This is a genomic window from Flavobacterium aureirubrum (assembly GCF_038739835.1).
GTDB classification, from domain to species: domain Bacteria; phylum Bacteroidota; class Bacteroidia; order Flavobacteriales; family Flavobacteriaceae; genus Flavobacterium; species Flavobacterium aureirubrum.
Genome location: NZ_JBCGDO010000008.1, coordinates 105,780 through 125,717 on the forward strand (window position 1 = coordinate 105,780; position 19,938 = coordinate 125,717).

The following is a 19,938-nucleotide window of genomic DNA, read 5'->3' on the forward strand; positions in this document are numbered from 1 at the left end:
ATTTTAACGTTAAATAAATTAAATTTTCTCTTTTGTTTAATATATTTGCATATTAATTAAACAGAAAAGTGAATAGTACTACAAACACTAAAAACGCTATTGTTATTGGTTCTGGAATTGCCGGAATTGCTAGTGCTATTCGTTTACAACTGAAAGGTTATGCTGTAACCGTATTTGAAAAAAATTCTTATCCTGGCGGAAAATTATCTGCATTTAAATCGGGAGAATACCGTTTCGATGCCGGACCGTCATTATTCACAATGCCACATTTCGTGGATGAGTTATTTGAACTGGCTGGCAAAAATCCACGTGATTATTTCCAGTATATCAAACATGACAAATCGTGTCATTATTTTTGGGATGATGGAACGAAACTCGAAGCCGATAGTGATGTGAAAAAGTTATCTAAAAAGATCAATGAAATCTTTCAAGTCAGTCCAAGTATCATTGAAAAAAAATTAAAAAAAGCAGCTCATATCAACAGCGTAATTGGTGATTTGTTTTTAGAGCAAAGTTTGCATCAGGTTAAGAATTTTTTAAATTTGAAGACAGTTAAAGCTATTCTAAAAATGGGTGGTTTAGATATTCACAAATCGCTTCATCAAGCAAACCAAGACGATGTGAAGCATCCAAAGTTGGTCCAACTTTTTGACCGTTATGCAACTTACAATGGTTCAAATCCATATAAAACGCCAGGAATTATGGGTATAATTCCCCATTATGAGCACAATATTGGTACTTTTTTTCCCACAGAAGGAATGAACTCTATTACTACATCATTGGTTAAACTCGCAAAGGATTTAGGAGTTGATTTTATTTATAACAAACAAGTAGATGAAATAGTACTTGATGAATCGCAAAAGCAAGTAAAAGGAATAATAATTGAAGGTAATTTTTTACAAGCTAATTTAATCGTCAGTAACATGGATGTTTATTTTACTTATAAACGGTTGCTTCCGAAAATCAAGTCGCCGCAAAGGACATTATCACAAGAACGTTCTAGTTCTGCTATCATTTTTTATTGGGGAATTAAGAACGAATTTCCCGAATTAGATTTGCATAATATCTTTTTTTCTAAAAATTATAAAGAAGAATTTGAAACGATTTTCGATAATAAATCTATGCATTCTGACCCAACTGTATACATCAATATTTCTTCAAAAATTGCGAAGTCAGATGCACCAAAAAATTCAGAAAATTGGTTTGTCATGGTAAATGCTCCAGCAAATGAAGGTCAAGATTGGGATACCTTAATTAATGAAACAAGAAAAAATATAATCTCAAAAATTAATTATGTTTTGAAAACAAACATTGAAGATCTCATCGAAACCGAAGAAATTCTTGATCCAAGGTCAATTGAAGGCAAAACGTTATCTTATCAAGGTTCGCTCTATGGAACGTCGAGTAATTCAAAATTTGCTGCATTTTTAAGACATCCAAATTTTAAGAAGAATATTAAAGGTTTGCACTTTGTAGGTGGAAGTGTTCATCCTGGTGGAGGAATTCCGCTATGTTTATTGAGTGCTAAAATTGCGACTAGTTATGCTTGATACATTAAAAAAATATAAGTTTTCGATATCAATAATGCTCTTGATTGCTTTTTATGTATCAGGATTGATAGGTATTTTATCGAATTCTCAAACTATTGATTTTCTCTCGCTAACGCCTTTAAATTTGATTGTTAATATGGCATTGTTACTAGTAAATCACGAAAATGGAAACCTAAAACAGTGGTTTATTTTTCTCTTCATTGGTGTCATGGGATTTTTAGTAGAATTAGTCGGGGTGAATACAGGAGTTATTTTTGGTGAATACACCTATGGCGAAACTTTAGGATGGAAATTCGTTGAAACTCCTTTAATTATTGGTGTTAATTGGATTATGTTAACCTACGCCGTCGTTTATACAGTAGGAAATAGAGTTAACAATACCATTTTAAAAGCACTGATTTGTGCAACAATTTTAGTGGCATTGGATTTTTTAATTGAACCCGTTGCGATAGCATATGATTTTTGGACATGGAAAAATATATCTATTCCAATTAAAAACTATATTGCGTGGTTTTGTATCGGATTTGTCTTTTGCTATGTTTTGAGCTATTTTAAGAAAGAAACTAAAAATTCTTTAGCACCTTTTTTACTTTTATTACAATTTATTTTTTTCGGAATATTTAATTTTGCATTATGGAAATAGTTTTTTACATCTTAACAGTTGTGGTCACATTCTTTTTTATGGAATTTATGGCCTGGTTTACACACAAATATGTTATGCACGGTTTTATGTGGTATTTTCACAAAGACCATCACCAGCACGAACCTGGGTTTTTTGAAAAAAACGATGTGTTCTTTCTGATTTTTGCCATTCCTAGTTGGCTTTGTATTATGCTTGGTATGATGAACTTCAATTACTACGTGACTTCGATAGGAATTGGCATTGCCGTATATGGTTTGTCCTATTTTTTGATGCATGATATTTTTATTCATCAACGGTTTAAATTATTCAGGAATTCCAATAATGTATATTTACTTGCATTAAGAAAAGCACACAAAATCCACCACAAACACTTAGGAAAAGAAGACGGAGAAGTTTTTGGTATGCTCATCGTTCCTTTTAAATACTTCAAGGAAGCGCGACGAACTGTATCTAATAAGAAGTCGATAAGCTAGAGTTTATTAATTGTAAATTCCAGCGGCTTAATGGATAAGCGTCATTCGGTGATGATTAAAAATTTTTAGATTAATTATATACAAAAAGCCGTTTCATACTTTGAAACGGCTTTATTATTTGTTTGAATTAGCTTAGAACTAACCTAAAGCAACTCTTTTGAAACCAGTAATTTCAACATTGAATCCTTTAACATAGTCGCCTACTTTTTTACTATCATCTTTGATGAAGTTTTGGTCTAATAAGGCTTTCTCTTGATCTAAAGTTGTATTGTCAGAGATGAAACGTTGAACTTTACCTGGAATAATTTTATCCCAAATTTGTTCTGGTTTGCCTTCTGCTTTCAATTCTGCTTTAGCATCTTCTTCCGCTTGTTTTAAAACTTCATCAGTTAATTGAGAGAAAGAGATATATTTAGGAACATTTTTCAAAGTTTTTCCTAGACGTTTTGCTTCTTCATTTTCTTTTTCGATTACAGCAATACGAGCAGCAAGTTCAGAAGCCACGAAATCAGGATCGAAATCTTTGTAAGATAAAGTATCAGCACCCATCGAAGCCACTTGCATAGAGATATCTTTTGTTAAAACTTCAGCATTTGCTACTGGAGAAGAAATTGCAGTTAATGCCGCAATTTTGTTCACGTGAACATAAGAGCCAACGAAAGCACCTTCTAAGATTTCAAAACCACCGATTTCGATTTTTTCACCGATAACACCAGTTTGTTCTATTAATTTTTCGGCCACAGTAATTCCGTTGAAATCTGATGCTAAAAATGCTTCTTTAGTGCTGAAATTAATAGCTTTTTCAACTAGTTCTTTTGCCAAAGCTACGAAACCTTCGTTTTTACCAACAAAATCAGTCTCGCAGTTTAATGTAATAATTGCTCCTTTAGTATTGTCAGCATTGATAAAAGAAACAGCAGCACCTTCAGAAGACTCACGATCAGAACGGTTAGCAGCAACTTTTTGCCCTTTTTCTCTGAGGTTTTGTATAGCTTTATCGAAATCTCCTTCCGCTTCAACTAAAGCTTTTTTACAGTCCATCATTCCCGCACCTGTAGTTTGTCTTAATTTATTTACGTCTGCAGCAGTAATTGTGATTGTTGACATAATATTTCTTTTTTTAAATTAATTTTTTGTAAAAAATAAAATCCAAATGTAAAATCCCAAATACCAACTTTATTAAATTATCAAATGATTGACAACTTTTGGAATTTGGAATTTCACTTTTGGAATTTTGTGTTTTATTCTTCAGTTTTAGTTTCCTCAGTAGCATCTGCTTCAGAAGCAGTATCAACAACTGCTTCTACTTCAGCAATTGGTGCTTCAACAGCAGCAACCACTTCTGCAACTTCTTCTGTTTCAACTTCGACAGCATCAGACGTTCTGTTTGCTAATCCGTCTTTTACTGCGTCGGTTACTAAAGATAAAATTTTATCAATTGATTTTGAAGCATCATCATTGGCTGGGATAACATAATCAACTTCGCGTGGATCAGAGTTAGTATCAACCATAGCAAAAACGGGAATGTTTAATTTTTGTGCTTCTTTTATGGCGATGTGTTCTGCTTTAATATCTACTACAAATAATGCAGCAGGTAGTCTAGACATATCAGAAATTGAACCTAAGTTCTTCTCTAATTTTGCACGAAGACGATCAACTTGAAGTCTTTCTTTTTTAGAAAGTGTCATGAATGTTCCATCTTTCTTCATTTTATCTATAGTAGCCATTTTTTTAACAGCTTTACGAATAGTTACGAAATTAGTTAACATTCCTCCAGGCCATCTTTCAGTGATGTAAGGCATGTTGCAAGCAATTGCTTTTTCAGAAACAATGTCTTTAGCTTGTTTTTTGGTAGCTACAAAAAGTATTTTTCTACCTGATGCTGCAATTTTTTTCAAAGCTTCGTTAGCTTCTTCAATTTTTGCAGCTGTTTTATATAGATTGATAATGTGAATTCCATTACGTTCCATATAAATGTATGGAGCCATATTTGGATCCCATTTACGAGTCATATGTCCAAAGTGAACACCCGCTTCTAATAATTCTTTAACGTCAATTTTGTTTGCCATTGTGTAATAGTTTACGTTCCGTTTGATTAGCAATGCGTCACCTTTTTCGCTTTAAACCAAGTGGTTTTGAGACTTTGGACTGCATTTCGATGCTAAACTAATTCCCTTTTTACAAGGAATATCGACAACTTTGTTTTTAATTTCAATAATAAATGAACTAATATTCGATTAACGTTTAGAGAATTGAAATCTCTTACGCGCTTTTTTCTGACCGAATTTTTTACGTTCTACCATTCTTGGATCTCTTGTAAGTAATCCTTCTGGTTTAAGGATAGCTCTGTTTTCAGCTTCCACTTCACACATTGCTCTTGCTAAAGCCATTCTAACAGCTTCTGCCTGACCTGTTGAACCACCACCGTATACATTTACTTTTACATCAAAGTTGTCTGCATTGTTTGTCATAGACATTGGTTGCATCACTTTGTATTGCAAAGTTGCTGTTGGGAAGTACGTTGCAAACTCTCTTTTGTTTACTGTAATTTTTCCTGTTCCTTCAGAAACATAAACACGTGCTACTGCACATTTTCTTCTACCGATTTTGTGAATAACTCCCATTACTTAAGATCGTTTAGGTTAACTGTTTTAGGTTTTTGTGCACCATATTTGTGCTCAGTTCCTACTACTACATTTAAATTTCTGAAAAGTTCAGCACCCAATTTGTTTTTAGGTAACATTCCTTTAACTGCTTTTTCAACAAGTGCAGCAGGGTTTTTTGATTGCAAAACCTTTGCAGTCAAACTTCTTTGTCCTCCTGGATAACCTGTATGACGAATATACGTTTTGTCGTCAAGTTTGTTACCTGTAAGGTTGATTTTCTCTGCGTTGATAACTATTACGTTATCTCCACAGTCGACGTGAGGTGTATAACTTGGCTTGTATTTACCTCTAAGAATCATAGCGACCTTTGAAGCAAAACGACCTAAGTTATGACCGTCGGCATCTACAATGATCCACTCTTTTGTAACAGTGGCTTTGCTTGCAGATTGTGTCTTGTAGCTTAATGCGTCCATAATATTTTTTTAATTAAACATTCCTATCCCAGTAAAGGGAGTGCAAAAGTACAATTAATTATTAATAAAGCAAATACGATTTTTTAATTATTTTTCAAGAAATCGAAATTAGTTCAATACCTTACATATCAATTGGTTTAGTTAAGACTGTTTTTGTTTGTTGAAATAAAAAGATGACATTAGCGTAATATTATTTTATGTTGTTGCAATTAAACATTTACACGAAATCAATAAAGAATTGAATTGTAAATGTTTAATAAGTATAAATTTTGCTATTTTTACATTTTAACACAAAGCAAAAATGAAATCGAAAGCCACATTAAAACAAATTGCCAAAGAATTAGGAGTTTCAGTTTCTACTGTTTCCAAAGCTTTAAACGGAAGTCCTGAAATCAGTGAGCCAACCAAACAGAGAGTGCAAGAATATGCTAAGCTAAAAAATTATAAGCCCAATGTTATCGGTTTAAACTTAAAAAACAGAAGCACAAAAACTATAGGTGTTATTATACCAAATATATTAAATTCATTTTTCGCAAAAGTTTTTACAGGTATCGAAAAAGTAGCCGACGAAAAGGGATATAAAGTAATTACTTGTATTTCCAATGAATCATTAGAAAAAGAAATTAATACGCTCGAAATGTTAAGCAACGGTACCATCGATGGTTTTATTCTTTCTGTTGCAGAGGAAACACAGAAACTGCAACAGTTTAATCATTTTAACACTATTATTAATGAAGGAACACCTATAGTAATGTTCGATAGAATTTCCGATAATGTAAATTGCGATAAAGTAGTAGTTGATGATTTTGAATCTGCAGTCAACGCAACAAATCACTTGATTAAAACTGGCTGTAAAAAAATTGCACTTTTCTCTGCCATAGACAATTTAAGTGTTGGCAAATTAAGAGCCAAGGGATTTTTTAAAGCTATGGAAAGCAAAGGTGTTTCTGTGGAGGAACAATCAATTATTCTAACTGATAACGAAAGTGATTTTGATGATAAAGTAGCTACTTTTTTTAAGAAAAATAAAGTTGACGCTATTTTTGCACTTGATGAACACGCTTCAGTTTCAGCATTAAAACTAGGTTTGAAAAATGGTTATAAAATTCCGGATGAGCTTTCAATAATAGGTTTTGCCGATGGAGTTTGGTCAAGAAGAATGACACCAAGTTTATCGACAATAAGTCAGCACGGTCCAGAAATAGGTGAAGTTGCAGCCAAAATTTTAATTGATAAACTAGAGAGTAAAGAAGAAACTTTTACTTTTAAAACTACAGTCATCAATACAGAGCTTAGACAAAGGGAGTCCACTAAAAAGATAAGTTAGGTTTCTTCATTGTTTTCACAAAATAATAATGTTATCGAATTTAATAGTTTAATATGAAGTTTATAAATCTTGAAAAAATAGCTGTTTTATTTTGCTTATTTCTACTTGTACAATTAGCTAATGCTCAAGAAAATTATGATGTTTTTGATGTTGCAAGAAAAGGAACTTTGGAACAAGCAAGAGAAATTTTGAAATCAAATCCAAAGGCATTTACTATTTTAAACGAAGACGGATACTCGCCGCTAACCTTGGCTTGCTACAGAGGAAATAATGAAGTTGCAAAATTGTTGATTGATTATAAATGCAATATTAACGGAGTTTCAAAAATGGGAACGCCATTAATGGCAGCAATTTTTAAAAGCAATACTGAAATTGCAAAATATTTGATAGAAAATAATGCAGACCTTTCAATTGAAGATGCCAATGGAACGTCAGCGTTAATTTATGCTACTAATGCTCAAAATTATGAAATAGTGTCGCTACTTATTAAAGCAGGCGCTGATTGTAACAAAAAAGACAAACGAGGAAAATCTGCCTTAGATTCTGCGATTCTTCTTGATGATGATAAATTAATCGAAACACTAAAAAATAAAAAACTATGAAAAAAATTACTTTAAGTTTATTAACAATTTTACTGACCAACTCTTTGTTCAGTCAAACTTTTTCGACTGGTACAATTCAATTTTTCCCCGAGTATTCCGTAAAAATTGACGTTACAACAACCCAAGTTACGCTAACGCAAATAATGCCAAGTGATAGATGGTATGCTTTGGCTTTTAATAATAACGGCATGGACTCAGGAGACATTGTGGCATTTATAAACACTACCAATATTTCTGATAGACAGCTTGGTGGTTTTGCAGTTCCGGTTGCTGATGCAGTTCAGAGTTGGACTACAATAAGTAACACTGTAACTGGTAACGTAAGAACAGTTGTTTCTACAAGAGCGCTAAACACTGGTGAACCTGATGATTATGTTTTCAGCGCTACTGCAGGATCTATCAATTTGGCTTGTGCCAGAGCTTCGAGTGCCTCTTTTACTTTAGCGCCACATGGTGGATCGGCGAACGCAGTATCCACAGCAGCCTATTCGGTAACTTTAGATAACGCTACTTTTAAATTCAATGACTTTAAAATGTATCCAAATCCTTCGCAAGGACTAACTGTTATTGAATTGCCCAACAACATAGAAACGGGAGTTGTAAAAATGTACGATGTTTTAGGAAGAGTGGTAAAAAATCAAACCATTACAGCAACAGAAAATCAAATAACTACTTCCGATTTAAAAACAGGTAATTATTTGGTAGTATTGAGAACAGATTATGGAAACGTTACTAAAAATTTGATTGTAGAATAAGAAGCTTTTTAAAAATAAGATAAAAGAGGATGGCAATAGTCATCCTTTTTTATTCTTTAACAAACTCAAATGCCATCGTTCCTTGTTTAAAATTCATTTTATTTTCGCCAAAAATCAATTGTATCATAGCAGCTTCAAAAACAAATTCGGTTTCGCTTTTTGCTGTTAATGGAAAGGAACTTTGTCCAGTTGCTTGTGCTAATAAATTACCATTTTCAACAAAAACTTTAATTTTCATTGGAAATGCAGCCGATTTATACGTTCCAACATATTTTTCTAACACCGCTTTTGAAACTTCAAATTGCTTGAATTCAGGAAAAGAATAGTCACTACCATAAAACAAACTCAATACACCAATCATAATGTCGTTTCTATTATAATTATCGCCATTTACAATAATCGCAAAACCCGTTTTATCCTCTGGATTATAACCTGCTGCGGCACGAAAGTTTTCAATTCCGCCAGTATGGCCATAGAATTTTCGGTCTTCAAATGGTGCAATAATTAATCCTTTTCCATAATAATCTTCCATGGATTTCATTTGTTCCAAAGAAGATTTTGAAGTTAATTTACCTTCCAATAAAGCTTCTAAAAACAGGTTCAAATCACTAGTTGTTGAGGCCATTGCGCCAGCTGCAAAGGACAATGAACTATGCCATTCTGGAACTTTCGCCCAATTTTTTCCATCAAAAAAATAAGAGTAACCTTCGTTTTTTGTAATGTCAATTTTAGTTGGGAATAGCGTATTTTTCAAGCCTATTTTCTTAATAATTCGAGTGTTTAGATTTTCTGAAAAACTTTTTTTGGTAATATCTTCAATGATATAACCGAGTAAATTATAATTGGAGTTACTGTATTTGTGTTGCGAATTGGGTTCAAATGCAGAAGTGTAATTCTCTATTCGCTTTACCAAATCTTCCTTTTTATTTTCTACATAAATGAATTCTCCAACCGTTGGATCGTCATTCAAAAAATCAGGAATTCCAGTTCGGTGATGCAACAAATGATGAATGGTGATTTTTTCCGCGTTTGGAATTTTTGGATAAAATTTTGAAAGTTTTGTATCTAAAGTCAGTTTCTTTTCGTCAACCAATTGCATAATCATAGTTGCTGTGAAAGTTTTAGTAATCGAACCAATTTTCAATTTAGTGTTTACATCTAATTTTTTTCCGCTTTCAACATCAGCAAAGCCATACGCTTTACTAAAAACCATTTTACCTTTTTCGATGATGGACAATTCACCCATAAATTTGTTATTGGTATTCAAAAAAGTTAATAAGCTATCAATTTTTTGAAATTTTGTTTGTTGCGAAAATGCAAATGATGTTGATAATAATAAAAGTAAAAGGAGTTTTTTCATGGTTTTTTTTAAATATTTTTTATCATTTCGACATAATTTCTCAACTGCCAACTGCCACTGAAAACTGAACACTAAAATCAATGCGCTTCCAACCAATTTTTTCCAACACCAATTTCAACTTCCAACGGAACATCCATTTTGAAGGCGTTTTCCATTTCGTGTTTAATCATCGGTTTGATTTTTTCTAACTCAGAGTTGTGAACGTCAAATACCAATTCATCATGTACTTGCAATAACATCTTAGATTTCCAATTTTCTGAAGTTAATTTCTTGTGAATATTAATCATCGCAATTTTGATAATATCGGCTGCCGAACCTTGAATTGGTGCGTTTACTGCATTTCGTTCAGCGCCACTTTTTACCATCATATTGGCCGAATTGATGTCTTTTAAATAACGTCTTCTTCCTAAAACCGTTTGAACATAACCATGTTCTCTAGCAAAATCTACTTGATTGCTCATGTACGATTTCAGTTTTGGATAAGTTGCATAATAAGCATCAATCAACTCGGCACTTTCTTTACGCGAAAGCGATGTTTGATTAGAAAGTCCGAATGCAGAAACGCCATAAATAATTCCGAAATTCACGGTTTTGGCATTGCTACGTTGTTCTTTTGTTACTTCTTCTAACGGAACATTGAACACTTTTGCAGCCGTACTTCTATGAATATCTTCATTATTTTGAAACGCTTTTATCATGTTTTCTTCGCCAGAAAGCGCTGCGATAATTCGAAGTTCTATTTGAGAATAATCGGCAGAAACTAAGGTATAATTTTCATCACGAGCAATAAATGCTTTTCTAATCAATCGTCCGCGTTCGGTACGAATTGGAATATTCTGCAAGTTTGGATTATTCGAACTCAAACGACCTGTGGCTGCAACAGTTTGCATATAGTCGGTGTGAACGCGACCAGTTTTTTTATCAACTTGATTTGGTAACGCATCAATGTAAGTACTTTGTAATTTCACCATTTGACGCCATTCCAAAATATCTTTTACAATTTGATGTTCATTAGCTAAATAACTCAAAACTTCTTCGCCAGTTGCGTATTGACCTGTTTTGGTTTTCTTTTGTTTCGCGCCGCCAATTTTCATTTTGTCAAATAGAACGTCGCCCAATTGTTTTGGTGAAGCCAAATTGAATTTCTCGCCAGCAGTTTCGTATATTTTTTGTTCCAATTCGGAGCTTTCTTTTGCCATTTCTACCGACATTTCTTTCAAGAAAGGAACGTCAAGATTGATGCCTTCTAATTCCATTGCAGCCAAAACAGGAATCAACGGAATTTCGATTTCATCGAATAACTTTTTAGTTTCTGCTTTGTCTAAAATCGGGCTGAAATTTTGTTTTAATTGATAAGTTACATCGGCATCTTCGGCAGCATATTCTTTGATTTCCTCTAAAGCAACATCGCGCATCGATTTTTGATTTTTACCTTTTTTACCAATTAAATCTTCAATTGATTTGGGTGAATATTTCAAATACGTTTCCGATAAAACATCCATATTATGACGCATATCAGGATTAATTAAGTAATGCGCAATCATCGTATCAAATAATTTTCCTTTGATTTGAACTCCATAATTAGATAGAATTTTCAAATCATATTTTATATTCTGACCAATTTTTTCGATGTTTTCACTTTCAAAAAACGGTTTGAATTTATCAACTAAAATCTGAGCTTCTTCTTGATTTTCGGGAAAAGGAACATAAAATGCTTCGCCTTTTTGCCAAGAAAATGACATTCCAACTAATTCGGCATTCAAAGCATCAATTCCAGTGGTTTCGGTATCAAAACATACCGATGTTTGATTGAGTAGATTTTGCAAAAATAATTTTGTACCCAAATCACCTTGAATTATGGTATAATTATGATTGGTGTTTTCTAACGTTGCATAATTGGAATTGGTTTTCGCTTCACCACTTTCCTCATCCGAAAATCCGAACAAGTCAAATTGCTCTTCGTTGGTTTTTTTAACAGGTTTTTTTTGTCCCGAAGTATCGGGATGATTTTTGTCATTGCTATTGTCATTGCCGTTTGTATCAATTTCGTCGTATTCTTTTCCAGTTCCAAAATATTTATCAAACTGCGCTTTCATTTGACGGAATTCCAACTCTTGAAATAAAGTATCGGTTTTTTCAACATCAGGTTTTGAAAGTTCAAAATCTTCGGCATTAAATTCAACAGGACAATCGAGTAGGATAGTAGCCAATTTTTTTGACAATAATCCCAATTCGGCATTGGCTTCAATTTTATCTTTAATCGCACCTTTCAGTTCGTGTGTGTTGGCTAAAAGATTTTCTAAAGTGCCATATTCTTTCAAAAATTTCTTTGCAGTTTTTTCACCAACGCCAGGCAAACCGGGAATATTATCGGCAGTATCACCCATCATTCCTAGGAAATCAATCACTTGTTCTGGTCGTTCGATTTCAAATTTCTCTAACACTTCTGGAATTCCCCAAATTTCAATGTCATTGCCCATTCTTGCTGGTTTGTACATAAAAATATTTTCTGAAACTAATTGTGCAAAATCTTTATCTGGCGTAACCATATATACTTTGAAACCTTCTTTTTCTGCTTGTTTAGCCAAAGTTCCAATTAAATCATCGGCTTCAAAACCTGCTTTTTCCATAATCGGAATGTGCATCGCTTTCAATAATTCTTGAATATACGGAACGGCAATTTTGATAGCTTCAGGTGTTTCATCACGATGCGCTTTATATTCTTGATACATTTCATAACGATAGTCGCTTCCGCCTTTGTCAAAAGCTACGGCTAGATGATCGGGTTTTTCGCGTTTTATTACATCCATTAAAGCATTCATAAATCCCATAATGGCCGAAGTATCCATTCCTTTAGAATTGATTCTTGGGTTTTTTATAAAGGCAAAATAGCCGCGAAAAATCAAGGCATAAGCATCGAGAAGGTAAAGGCGTTTTTGTTGTGACATGGTAAATAAAAGTTTTGAGGTGTAAATGTAACGAAACTTTCAATTTTAAAGCAGATAAATAATTAAGTTAAAATTAGTTAAATAGAGAATATTTATGCCTCCATTCTTCGTTATTTTGTTAAAAATTATAACCGATGTTTCGTTGGATTTTCTTGCTGTTCTTTGTTGCTCTAATTGAGGTATATGCCTTCCAAGCATTTAAAACAATCACAAAAACCAAATGGGTTTTAGTGAGTTATCAGCTTATTTCTTTGCTAGCAATAGTGTATATATTTTATCAATTTTCGCAGTTTGATAGAAGAGTAGGTCAAAATAGTAAAACACTTTTAACATTTGGCATTTTACTTTTAATCCTTATTCCAAAGTTGATTCTAACATTTTTTATGCTGTTGGAGGATGTATACAGAGTTTTTTATGGAACTATAGCGCATTATACCGATAATAATAACGACAGCTTTTTGCCAAATAGAAGAAAATTTGTCAGTCAAATAGCTTTGGTTATTGCAGCTGTGCCCTTTACTTCGCTCATTTACGGAATGACCAAGGGTAAATATAATTTTAGAGTGATTAAACAAACCTTGTTTTTCCCTGATTTACCCGACGATTTTGATGGGTTTACCATTACCCAAATTTCCGATATTCATAGCGGCAGTTTTGATGACCCAGAAAAGATTCAATATGCGATTGATTTAATCAATGAGCAAAAGACAGACATGATGCTTTTTACTGGCGATATAGTGAATACTCATGCTAAAGAAATGTATCCTTGGATTGAAACTTTTAATAAAATTGACACCCATCAATATGGGAAGTTTGCTGTTTTAGGAAATCACGATTATGGCGAATATATCGATTGGCCTTCACAAAAAGCAAAAGACGAAAATTTCGAAGCAATAAAAAATGTATACGGACAAATTGGATTTGATTTATTGTTAAACCAACATAAAAAAATCAAAAAAGGAGCAAGCGAAATAGCTATTGTTGGGGTTGAAAATTGGGGAAAAAGTTTTAAACAAGCGGGCGATTTAAACAAAGCCTCTGAAGGATTATCAAAAGAAGATTTTAAAATCTTAATGAGCCATGACCCAAGCCATTGGGAATATGAAGTAAAAAAGGATGATAAACATTTCCAGTTGACACTATCAGGTCATACTCATGGATTGCAGTTTGGTATAGAAATTCCCGGCATTATAAGTTGGAGTCCAGTGCAATATGTTTATAAACAATGGGCAGGATTATACGAGAATTTAGGCAGATACATTTATGTTAATCGTGGTCTTGGCTTTCATGCTTATCCCGGCAGAGTTGGAATTTGGCCCGAGATTACGGTTTTTGAACTAAAAAAGGGTCAAAAAGTAGCATAATTAGTTAAAAATGCTACATTTGTGTTTTAATTGTTCTTTTTGTTGATAAAAAGAGTGTAAAAATATTTTGGTTTTATGTCAAAATTTGGAGAATTAATCAATGCTCAAGTACCTGTGTTAATTGATTTTTACACAGAGTGGAACGAATCTTCCGTATCAATGCATCCTGTAATTAGAGATGTGGCAGCAGCGCTTGGTGATAAAGCTAAAGTCATAAAAATTGATGTAGATAAAAATCAAGAATTAGCAGACGCTTTGCGAATTAAAGGCTTACCAACCTTGATGATTTATAAAGAAGGTAACATGGTTTGGAGACAATCTGGCGAACTTGATGCAAATACGCTAATAGGTATTGTTCAAGAGCAGCTGTAAATACTTCTTTTTTTGGAGCGAAACGCTTGCGCATATTTAGTTTCCTTATTCCCGCTTTCCGTTACAATCTCTTCGAGGATTTCCACTACAATCGGGGCTAAAAAACATTCCATTTTTCCCCTTGAATTCTAGGTTAATATTCAAGATTTCACTAAAACAAAAAAGGCAAACCATTTAGCTTACCTTTTTTCTATTTATTTCAAATCCTACTCTTTCACAACCTTCGCCACACCATTCGTGCCATTTCCCTCAAACTTTACGAGATAAACTCCGTTAGAAAGATTACTCAAGTTCAAAGAGGTATTGCCTCCCTGAGCGCAGTCGAAGGGCTTCAAAACCTCTTGCCCCAAGTAATTATAAACACTAACTTTTTCATACATGCTTTCACTATTATCAAAAAACACCACACCACTCGTTGGGTTGGGGTATAATTTCACTACAGAATCTGAAAACGCTTCAGTTGACAAAGTGCCAGGGTTTAACCTAATTATTGCGGAACAAACTGCATTAAAATCTGGATTTGGAGTATTTCCTGTAACTACTATTTTATTATCGGGTTGAATTAGTACAGATGATGCATAACCTTCTGGAAATCCTTCAACAAGTCCATTGTTTCCAAAATTGGTGTCAATTTGTCCGTTTTCCAAGAAGCGCAATATAGAAAAAACACCACCATCAACCCCGCCCACTAACACGATTTTATTATCAATTTGTAAAGCTACATCAGAGTTTCTGCTATTTGTATTGGTAATTATAATACCATTGTTGCCAAAAGTCGTGTCTAGCAAACCTGTAGGAGTATAACGCGCCATTGCCAGTTTATAATTCACTTCAAATGAAGAGCAACCACTAGCTATAATTCTACCTTGTAGGTCAATGATAATTCTATCTATATAATCAGAGAACGTGTTATTTAAAGTGGTGATTACTTTGCCATTATTTCCAAAACCAGTATCAATAGCACCAGAACTAGTATAGCGTATCATGGCAAAATCCTTCGCAAAAGGAGTATTAACCGTATATCCTCCTAAAATTATTTTTCCATCATTCTGTACTGTAATACAATTAGCAAAACTTTCAGTACCCGAAAAAGGAGTTTGTACAACGCCGCTATTACCAAAAGTCTGATCTAAATCTCCATTACTTAATAATCTAGCAACAGTAAAGAACTGAGCCGCACTCCCCGATGTGCCGCCTACTAATATTCTACCATCCAGTTGAAGTGCCACACAAGTACCTCTATCTTGTTCCGTGCCAAAGCTCAAATCCAAATAACCATCTCCACTAAAACTTGGGTCTAATGCTCCATCAGGCAACAATCGTACTACCCAATAAGCATTTCCAATATTGTTTTGTATTAAACCCATAATAACTATCTTGTCATCAGGTTGAATCACCATATCTAGGCTGTAATAACTATTCCCATTTGGAAAAACATTGCAAATAGAGTTTTCTACATTACCGTTAATACCAAAGCTAGTATCCAAACTGCCATCAACATTAAACCTACTTATGCTAACATTGCATAAAATCTGGTTTCCTCCTGCAGAGACTACCTTCCCATTGGACTGAAAGTGAGAAGCTGTATTATAAAAAGTTTGGGAGAAACAATTAGTGTTTTTGCCATCCATGTCAAAGTTATTGTCAAAGGAGCCAGCTTGTGCCAGAACTTTAAATGATAAAATAAATAATAATAAAAAATAGCTTTTCATAAATAAATTATTTAATTATAATAGATTTTTCTCCAAATTTATTCTTGAACAACTCCAGAGATATAAACAAACCAATTGTGCTCAGTAAATTAAAAAAAAATAAAGACAAATTAGAAGTGAAAAAAGAAAGTAATAGTGCAAATGCTATTATAAATATGCCAAAATATTTATAATTTAGGTTATTTTTATGATTAGCGCTTTCAGTCTCTTCAAATATAAAAACAACTTCTCCAGTATTACTAAATAATTCCTCTTGTGATATTTTCTGTTTTTTATCTGTAAATAATAAGTATTCGTTATTAAATTTTTCTACAATAGCATAATTATTATTATAAACTGTAATAAATTGTTTTGGGAGTTCATGCCAAAATTCTTTTTCTATTTCATAAGCTTCATTTTTGATGCCCAAAAAATTTAAAGTATCACTAAATGCAAGGGCAGTTGGTTAATTGGAATGAGATTGAAATTGAAATAAAAATTCTGGTTTTGAGATTTTTAATTTTCTATAAAATAAATCCATTCTAGTTAAAATCTTTTAGTCTTTTAAAAAATCCTCTAATTCTTTTTCAGTCATTGATCCAACTGTTGATTTCAAAACCTTCATGTTATTATCAATCAATGCAACGTATGGTATAGAATTACTAACTTGAAAACAGATTTCAATAGGTTCATACTCTTTTGAATTTTCATTTACAATTAGTTGTTTCCAAGGCATATTCTCTTTAACTACTGCCTTTTGCCATGATGAATTGTTAGTATCGGTAGATATAGAAACAAATTCTATGTCTTTATTGTATCTGCTATAAACTTCTTTTAAAGCAGGAATTTCTTGACGGCATGGACCACACCAACTAGCCCAGAAAACTACTAAATGTTTTTTATAAGACGCATCTAAAATATCTGCTTGCTTGCCAGTATTGTCTATAAGTTTAGGAAGTTTTATTTTATTTTTTTCTAATCTTTTTTCATTGTATCCTTTAAGTGTTTTAAAAGTATTGCTTTTCCTGATTTCTCCATCAAAAGTATTTAAAAAGTTCTGAACTTGCGTAGCTGTAAAACTATTTCTTGTATTGTTTATTTGAAATAGTAAATGATAAGCGTTAGGATACTCTTTTATTTTATTTAAAACTTTTTCATAAGTGGTTTTGTTTATAAAATCAAACAAATCTCCATTAGTGTGCATTATCGCATTAGTTTGGTAACCAGCTTTAAACCTAGAAATTTCTTGTAATTTTGATTTTCCACCATTATCAAAACCTAGTGGAGTAATATCATTAAGAGAATCATTAATTATTATTAAAGTATCTGACAATAAAACTGAAGAATTAAATCCTCCATCTTTGTACTTTGCCTTAGTTTTAAAAGATATATGACTAAAAACACCATTATTATCAATATGATGAAAAGTCAAATAAATTGGCTCCTTTGATTCTAAATTATAATTAAATTCAAATTTTCCATTAACAGTTTTTACACTATCTATTTTATTTAGATTTTGTTCTTTACATAGATACATTGTTCCATTTAGCAAATTTGGAATATTACCTTTTATAGCTATTATTTTTTCATTTCTTTCGCATGAAATAAGAATTAAAATAGAAATTAAAATTATTAAATAATTAATATTTAAGATAGAAGTCTGTTTCAAGAATTTAGTTTTTATGATTTTAATAAAAAGGCATAGCGATTTTCAACACTATGCCAATATACTGTTAGGTTAAATAATTAACAACGGGAATTTCCACCATTTGAACTTAATGTATGAGCAACACCATCACCTGTATTACAATAAGATACTGCCTCTAAAACCCATCCAAATGAACCATTATAATAACCTGGAACTGCTTGAAATGTTGTGCTACATGTTCCACTTTGTGTTATAGTAGTTCCATTAGCAGCTACAGTGACCAATTTACAAGATCTTCCCCCAAAAGTGTTTTTCAATTCTTCTCTTGAAAGTTTTTTGAAATTTTTCATAATTCCTAAAATTTTTAATTAATAAAATATTTTTCTAAAACCATCAACACCCATCTCATTATCTTCAACGTGCACTTTGTATCAAACAAAACAAATGTAAGAATGATTTTAAGTAATGTAAAGTAAATAGTAAAAATTAAAATAATCTATTCCCCAGGAAAATAATACATTCTCTAATTAAATAAAATATTCTTATTTAGAATTTTTTATTTATTTTTAAAAACTACATAGATAACCATTATGAATTTAGGCGAAAACATTAGAAAATACCGCATCGAAAAAGACAAAAAGCAACAAGAAATTTACGAAGCTATAGGAGTCAATCAATCTACCTATTCCAAAATAGAAAACAACAAATACAAAATGGATATTGAAACCTTAAAAAACATAGCCAATGTACTAGAAGTAGATATCACTAAGTTAATAGGTGAAGATAAAATAGAAATTAATCATACAAATAATGATAGTTCGCATGGCGATTCAGGAATTATTGTGAATAATCATTCTGAGGATTTGATTATTGCTTTAAAAGAACAAATAACTTTATTAGGTAAAATGAATGCAAAACTCGAAGAAGAAAACCATTCATTAAAAGATGAAATAAAAAAAACCCAATGAAATAATTCATTGAGCTTTTTCTAATAGAAAACTATAAATACTAACCATTACTCCCGTTCATCCTCATCCTTCTTTTTCTTAGCTGCTCTCATGCGCTGCACTATTTTTGCCGTCGTATATTCATCTTGAGTAACCGTTCCTTTAAAAACCAGCTTGCCATTTCTAACAATCTTTTTAATCATTTTCAATAGTTCATCATAATGCACCTGGTTAGCATCCGTTAGCTGCTTGCGGTTATTAATAAGCTCATTTTGCGCATTGTTCTTCTCGGTCAAACTAACCCTATAGTTCGTCAATACATCAGGAAAATTAGCGTCCATACCCTGTTCCACTAAAACAGTTTGATTACTTACAACAAACTGTTTAACGCCCTCAATTTTTAATAATGCTCCCTCAATATTACGGTTTAACAAATCATTTTTCAAGCCAGTAACAATGGCAGTGTTCAACGAAGCATCAGCAAAATAAGCACTCAAAAAATTTAAATCACTATTCAATCTTCCTGCCTCAGCATATAAAGATTGAGTAACACCTTTTTTAGTCTCATCCAATACTAGAGAACTTTCCAGTTCCTTTACAAAATCAAGTTTCGCAACGAAACCTTCTCTAAAAGCAGCATTCATTCGTGGAAATTTCGCTTTTATCACATCAAAATCACGAGTATAACTCGTCAACACAAAATCTCCATAAGGAGCAATCTCTTCAATTTTTAAATTCGCATTCATAATTTATTTTTTTAATTAAACAATTAATTAGTAGATACATAGCTCAAATGTCAATAAACCAAAAACAACAAATCGTATGCCTAATAAGTCAAAAAATAAGATTTTAACCAATGTTTAACACTTTGCCAATTAAAACAAAACCCCTAAAATCCGTGGCAAAAAAAACCTTAGCGCACTTCGTGTAAACCTTAGTGAGCTTTGTGGTTAAAAAATCTTCAAAATCCGTTTAATCCCTGGCTAAAATAACTTTTGCGCTCTCTGCGTAAACCTTTGCGAGCTTTACGGTTAAAAAATCTTCAAAATCCATTTAATCTCTGGCTAAAATAACTTTTGCGCTCTCTGCGTAAACCTTTGCGAGCTTTGCGGTTAGAAAATTTTAAAAATCCGTTTAATCCCTGGCTAAAATAACTTTTGCGCTCTCTGCGTAAACCTT

Annotated in this window: 20 protein-coding genes; 9 read left to right on the forward strand and 11 right to left on the reverse strand. The window is 32.6% G+C overall.

The genetic code is table 11. The features are described 5' to 3' along the window. Nucleotides 1-68: 68 nt before the first annotated feature. Genes crtD through WFZ85_RS08150 form a run of 3 tightly spaced genes read left to right on the forward strand, consistent with a single transcriptional unit; the run spans nucleotide 69 to nucleotide 2,666 of the window. On the forward strand, nucleotides 69-1,550 hold the full coding sequence (gene crtD / locus WFZ85_RS08140; RefSeq protein WP_342695791.1) for a 1-hydroxycarotenoid 3,4-desaturase CrtD: 1,482 nt from the start codon (nucleotides 69-71) through the stop codon (nucleotides 1,548-1,550). Next, nucleotides 1,543-2,193: a carotenoid biosynthesis protein gene (locus tag WFZ85_RS08145; RefSeq protein ID WP_342695792.1), complete on the forward strand. Its 651-nt coding sequence runs from the start codon at nucleotides 1,543-1,545 to the stop codon at nucleotides 2,191-2,193. Before crtD ends, WFZ85_RS08145 begins: the two co-directional genes overlap by 8 nt. Then, nucleotides 2,184-2,666 carry a sterol desaturase family protein gene (locus tag WFZ85_RS08150; RefSeq protein ID WP_342695793.1) on the forward strand — a complete coding sequence of 161 codons (483 nt, stop codon included), beginning with the start codon at nucleotides 2,184-2,186 and terminating at the stop codon, nucleotides 2,664-2,666. Before WFZ85_RS08145 ends, WFZ85_RS08150 begins: the two co-directional genes overlap by 10 nt. Nucleotides 2,667-2,804: 138 nt before the next feature. Here WFZ85_RS08150 and tsf read toward each other — a convergent pair whose 3' ends face one another. The 4 genes from tsf to rplM all read right to left on the reverse strand — a co-directional run bounded on the left by tsf (nucleotide 2,805) and on the right by rplM (nucleotide 5,745). Then, the gene (gene tsf, locus WFZ85_RS08155) at nucleotides 2,805-3,773 is read right to left on the reverse strand and encodes a translation elongation factor Ts (RefSeq protein WP_342695794.1); all 969 of its coding nucleotides are present in this window, start codon (nucleotides 3,771-3,773) and stop codon (nucleotides 2,805-2,807) included. 134 nt (nucleotides 3,774-3,907) lie between these two features. Continuing rightward, a complete protein-coding gene (gene rpsB, locus WFZ85_RS08160; protein ID WP_342695795.1) occupies nucleotides 3,908-4,735 on the reverse strand; it encodes a 30S ribosomal protein S2 in 828 nt (275 codons plus the stop codon). Between the two features lie 168 nt (nucleotides 4,736-4,903). Continuing rightward, complete coding sequence (gene rpsI, locus WFZ85_RS08165) at nucleotides 4,904-5,290, reverse strand: 30S ribosomal protein S9 (RefSeq protein WP_342695796.1); 387 nt, start codon at nucleotides 5,288-5,290, stop codon at nucleotides 4,904-4,906. Beyond that, nucleotides 5,290-5,745 carry a 50S ribosomal protein L13 gene (gene rplM, locus WFZ85_RS08170; RefSeq protein WP_342695797.1) on the reverse strand — a complete coding sequence of 152 codons (456 nt, stop codon included), beginning with the start codon at nucleotides 5,743-5,745 and terminating at the stop codon, nucleotides 5,290-5,292. Before rplM ends, rpsI begins: the two co-directional genes overlap by 1 nt. Before the next feature lie 301 nt (nucleotides 5,746-6,046). Between rplM and WFZ85_RS08175 the strand changes: the two genes are divergently transcribed. Genes WFZ85_RS08175 through WFZ85_RS08185 form a run of 3 tightly spaced genes read left to right on the forward strand, consistent with a single transcriptional unit; the run spans nucleotide 6,047 to nucleotide 8,429 of the window. After that, nucleotides 6,047-7,072, forward strand: coding sequence for a LacI family DNA-binding transcriptional regulator (locus tag WFZ85_RS08175; protein WP_342695798.1), 1,026 nt, complete (start codon nucleotides 6,047-6,049; stop codon nucleotides 7,070-7,072). A gap of 53 nt (nucleotides 7,073-7,125) precedes the next feature. Next, nucleotides 7,126-7,674, forward strand: a complete 549-nt coding sequence (locus WFZ85_RS08180; protein ID WP_342695799.1) for an ankyrin repeat domain-containing protein — start codon at nucleotides 7,126-7,128, stop codon at nucleotides 7,672-7,674. Then, nucleotides 7,671-8,429: a T9SS type A sorting domain-containing protein gene (locus WFZ85_RS08185; RefSeq protein WP_342695800.1), complete on the forward strand. Its 759-nt coding sequence runs from the start codon at nucleotides 7,671-7,673 to the stop codon at nucleotides 8,427-8,429. The genes WFZ85_RS08180 and WFZ85_RS08185 overlap by 4 nt, the downstream gene beginning before the upstream one ends. Before the next feature lie 49 nt (nucleotides 8,430-8,478). On the opposite strand, the gene WFZ85_RS08190 is transcribed toward WFZ85_RS08185, so the two are convergent. Next, nucleotides 8,479-9,789 (reverse strand): serine hydrolase domain-containing protein, encoded by a 1,311-nt coding sequence (locus WFZ85_RS08190; RefSeq protein ID WP_342695801.1) that lies wholly within the window; start codon nucleotides 9,787-9,789, stop codon nucleotides 8,479-8,481. A 77-nt stretch (nucleotides 9,790-9,866) separates the two neighbouring features. Further along, nucleotides 9,867-12,737: a DNA polymerase I gene (gene polA, locus WFZ85_RS08195; RefSeq protein ID WP_342695802.1), complete on the reverse strand. Its 2,871-nt coding sequence runs from the start codon at nucleotides 12,735-12,737 to the stop codon at nucleotides 9,867-9,869. Between the two features lie 134 nt (nucleotides 12,738-12,871). Here polA and WFZ85_RS08200 point away from each other — a divergent pair, with 134 nt between their 5' ends. Beyond that, on the forward strand, nucleotides 12,872-14,101 hold the full coding sequence (locus WFZ85_RS08200) for a metallophosphoesterase (protein WP_342695803.1): 1,230 nt from the start codon (nucleotides 12,872-12,874) through the stop codon (nucleotides 14,099-14,101). A 75-nt stretch (nucleotides 14,102-14,176) separates the two neighbouring features. Next, entirely contained in the window at nucleotides 14,177-14,473 is a 297-nt protein-coding gene (locus tag WFZ85_RS08205) for a thioredoxin family protein (protein WP_342695804.1), read from the forward strand. 206 nt (nucleotides 14,474-14,679) lie between these two features. On the opposite strand, the gene WFZ85_RS08210 is transcribed toward WFZ85_RS08205, so the two are convergent. The 4 genes from WFZ85_RS08210 to WFZ85_RS08225 form a co-directional block, all read right to left on the reverse strand. Then, a complete protein-coding gene (locus tag WFZ85_RS08210; RefSeq protein ID WP_342695805.1) occupies nucleotides 14,680-16,185 on the reverse strand; it encodes a T9SS type A sorting domain-containing protein in 1,506 nt (501 codons plus the stop codon). Between the two features lie 7 nt (nucleotides 16,186-16,192). Further along, nucleotides 16,193-16,594 (reverse strand): cysteine peptidase family C39 domain-containing protein, encoded by a 402-nt coding sequence (locus tag WFZ85_RS08215; protein ID WP_342695806.1) that lies wholly within the window; start codon nucleotides 16,592-16,594, stop codon nucleotides 16,193-16,195. A gap of 126 nt (nucleotides 16,595-16,720) precedes the next feature. Then, nucleotides 16,721-17,833 (reverse strand): TlpA disulfide reductase family protein, encoded by a 1,113-nt coding sequence (locus WFZ85_RS08220; RefSeq protein WP_342695807.1) that lies wholly within the window; start codon nucleotides 17,831-17,833, stop codon nucleotides 16,721-16,723. Between the two features lie 77 nt (nucleotides 17,834-17,910). Next, a complete protein-coding gene (locus WFZ85_RS08225; RefSeq protein WP_342695808.1) occupies nucleotides 17,911-18,162 on the reverse strand; it encodes a bacteriocin-like protein in 252 nt (83 codons plus the stop codon). A 240-nt stretch (nucleotides 18,163-18,402) separates the two neighbouring features. On the opposite strand from WFZ85_RS08225, the gene WFZ85_RS08230 reads away from it, so the two are divergent. Then, nucleotides 18,403-18,780: a helix-turn-helix domain-containing protein gene (locus WFZ85_RS08230; protein ID WP_342695809.1), complete on the forward strand. Its 378-nt coding sequence runs from the start codon at nucleotides 18,403-18,405 to the stop codon at nucleotides 18,778-18,780. Between the two features lie 47 nt (nucleotides 18,781-18,827). Here the strand turns inward: WFZ85_RS08230 and WFZ85_RS08235 are convergent, their stop codons facing one another. After that, nucleotides 18,828-19,505, reverse strand: a complete 678-nt coding sequence (locus WFZ85_RS08235) for a hypothetical protein (RefSeq protein ID WP_342695810.1) — start codon at nucleotides 19,503-19,505, stop codon at nucleotides 18,828-18,830. Nucleotides 19,506-19,938 lie beyond the last annotated feature (433 nt).

Excerpts from the sequence above, each read along its gene's own strand:
- WFZ85_RS08205 (WP_342695804.1), top strand. The coding sequence starts at position 14,177 with ATGTCAAAATTTGGAGAATTAATCAATGCTCAAGTACCTGTGTTAATT.
- rplM (WP_342695797.1), bottom strand. The coding sequence starts at position 5,745 with ATGGACGCATTAAGCTACAAGACACAATCTGCAAGCAAAGCCACTGTT.
- WFZ85_RS08230 (WP_342695809.1), top strand. The coding sequence starts at position 18,403 with ATGAATTTAGGCGAAAACATTAGAAAATACCGCATCGAAAAAGACAAA.
- rpsB (WP_342695795.1), bottom strand. The coding sequence starts at position 4,735 with ATGGCAAACAAAATTGACGTTAAAGAATTATTAGAAGCGGGTGTTCAC.
- WFZ85_RS08150 (WP_342695793.1), top strand. The coding sequence starts at position 2,184 with ATGGAAATAGTTTTTTACATCTTAACAGTTGTGGTCACATTCTTTTTT.
- WFZ85_RS08190 (WP_342695801.1), bottom strand. The coding sequence starts at position 9,789 with ATGAAAAAACTCCTTTTACTTTTATTATTATCAACATCATTTGCATTT.
- WFZ85_RS08225 (WP_342695808.1), bottom strand. The coding sequence starts at position 18,162 with ATGAAAAATTTCAAAAAACTTTCAAGAGAAGAATTGAAAAACACTTTT.
- WFZ85_RS08210 (WP_342695805.1), bottom strand. The coding sequence starts at position 16,185 with ATGAAAAGCTATTTTTTATTATTATTTATTTTATCATTTAAAGTTCTG.
- WFZ85_RS08185 (WP_342695800.1), top strand. The coding sequence starts at position 7,671 with ATGAAAAAAATTACTTTAAGTTTATTAACAATTTTACTGACCAACTCT.
- WFZ85_RS08235 (WP_342695810.1), bottom strand. The coding sequence starts at position 19,505 with ATGAATGCGAATTTAAAAATTGAAGAGATTGCTCCTTATGGAGATTTT.
- WFZ85_RS08200 (WP_342695803.1), top strand. The coding sequence starts at position 12,872 with ATGTTTCGTTGGATTTTCTTGCTGTTCTTTGTTGCTCTAATTGAGGTA.
- WFZ85_RS08180 (WP_342695799.1), top strand. The coding sequence starts at position 7,126 with ATGAAGTTTATAAATCTTGAAAAAATAGCTGTTTTATTTTGCTTATTT.
- polA (WP_342695802.1), bottom strand. The coding sequence starts at position 12,737 with ATGTCACAACAAAAACGCCTTTACCTTCTCGATGCTTATGCCTTGATT.
- rpsI (WP_342695796.1), bottom strand. The coding sequence starts at position 5,290 with ATGGGAGTTATTCACAAAATCGGTAGAAGAAAATGTGCAGTAGCACGT.
- tsf (WP_342695794.1), bottom strand. The coding sequence starts at position 3,773 with ATGTCAACAATCACAATTACTGCTGCAGACGTAAATAAATTAAGACAA.
- WFZ85_RS08175 (WP_342695798.1), top strand. The coding sequence starts at position 6,047 with ATGAAATCGAAAGCCACATTAAAACAAATTGCCAAAGAATTAGGAGTT.
- WFZ85_RS08145 (WP_342695792.1), top strand. The coding sequence starts at position 1,543 with ATGCTTGATACATTAAAAAAATATAAGTTTTCGATATCAATAATGCTC.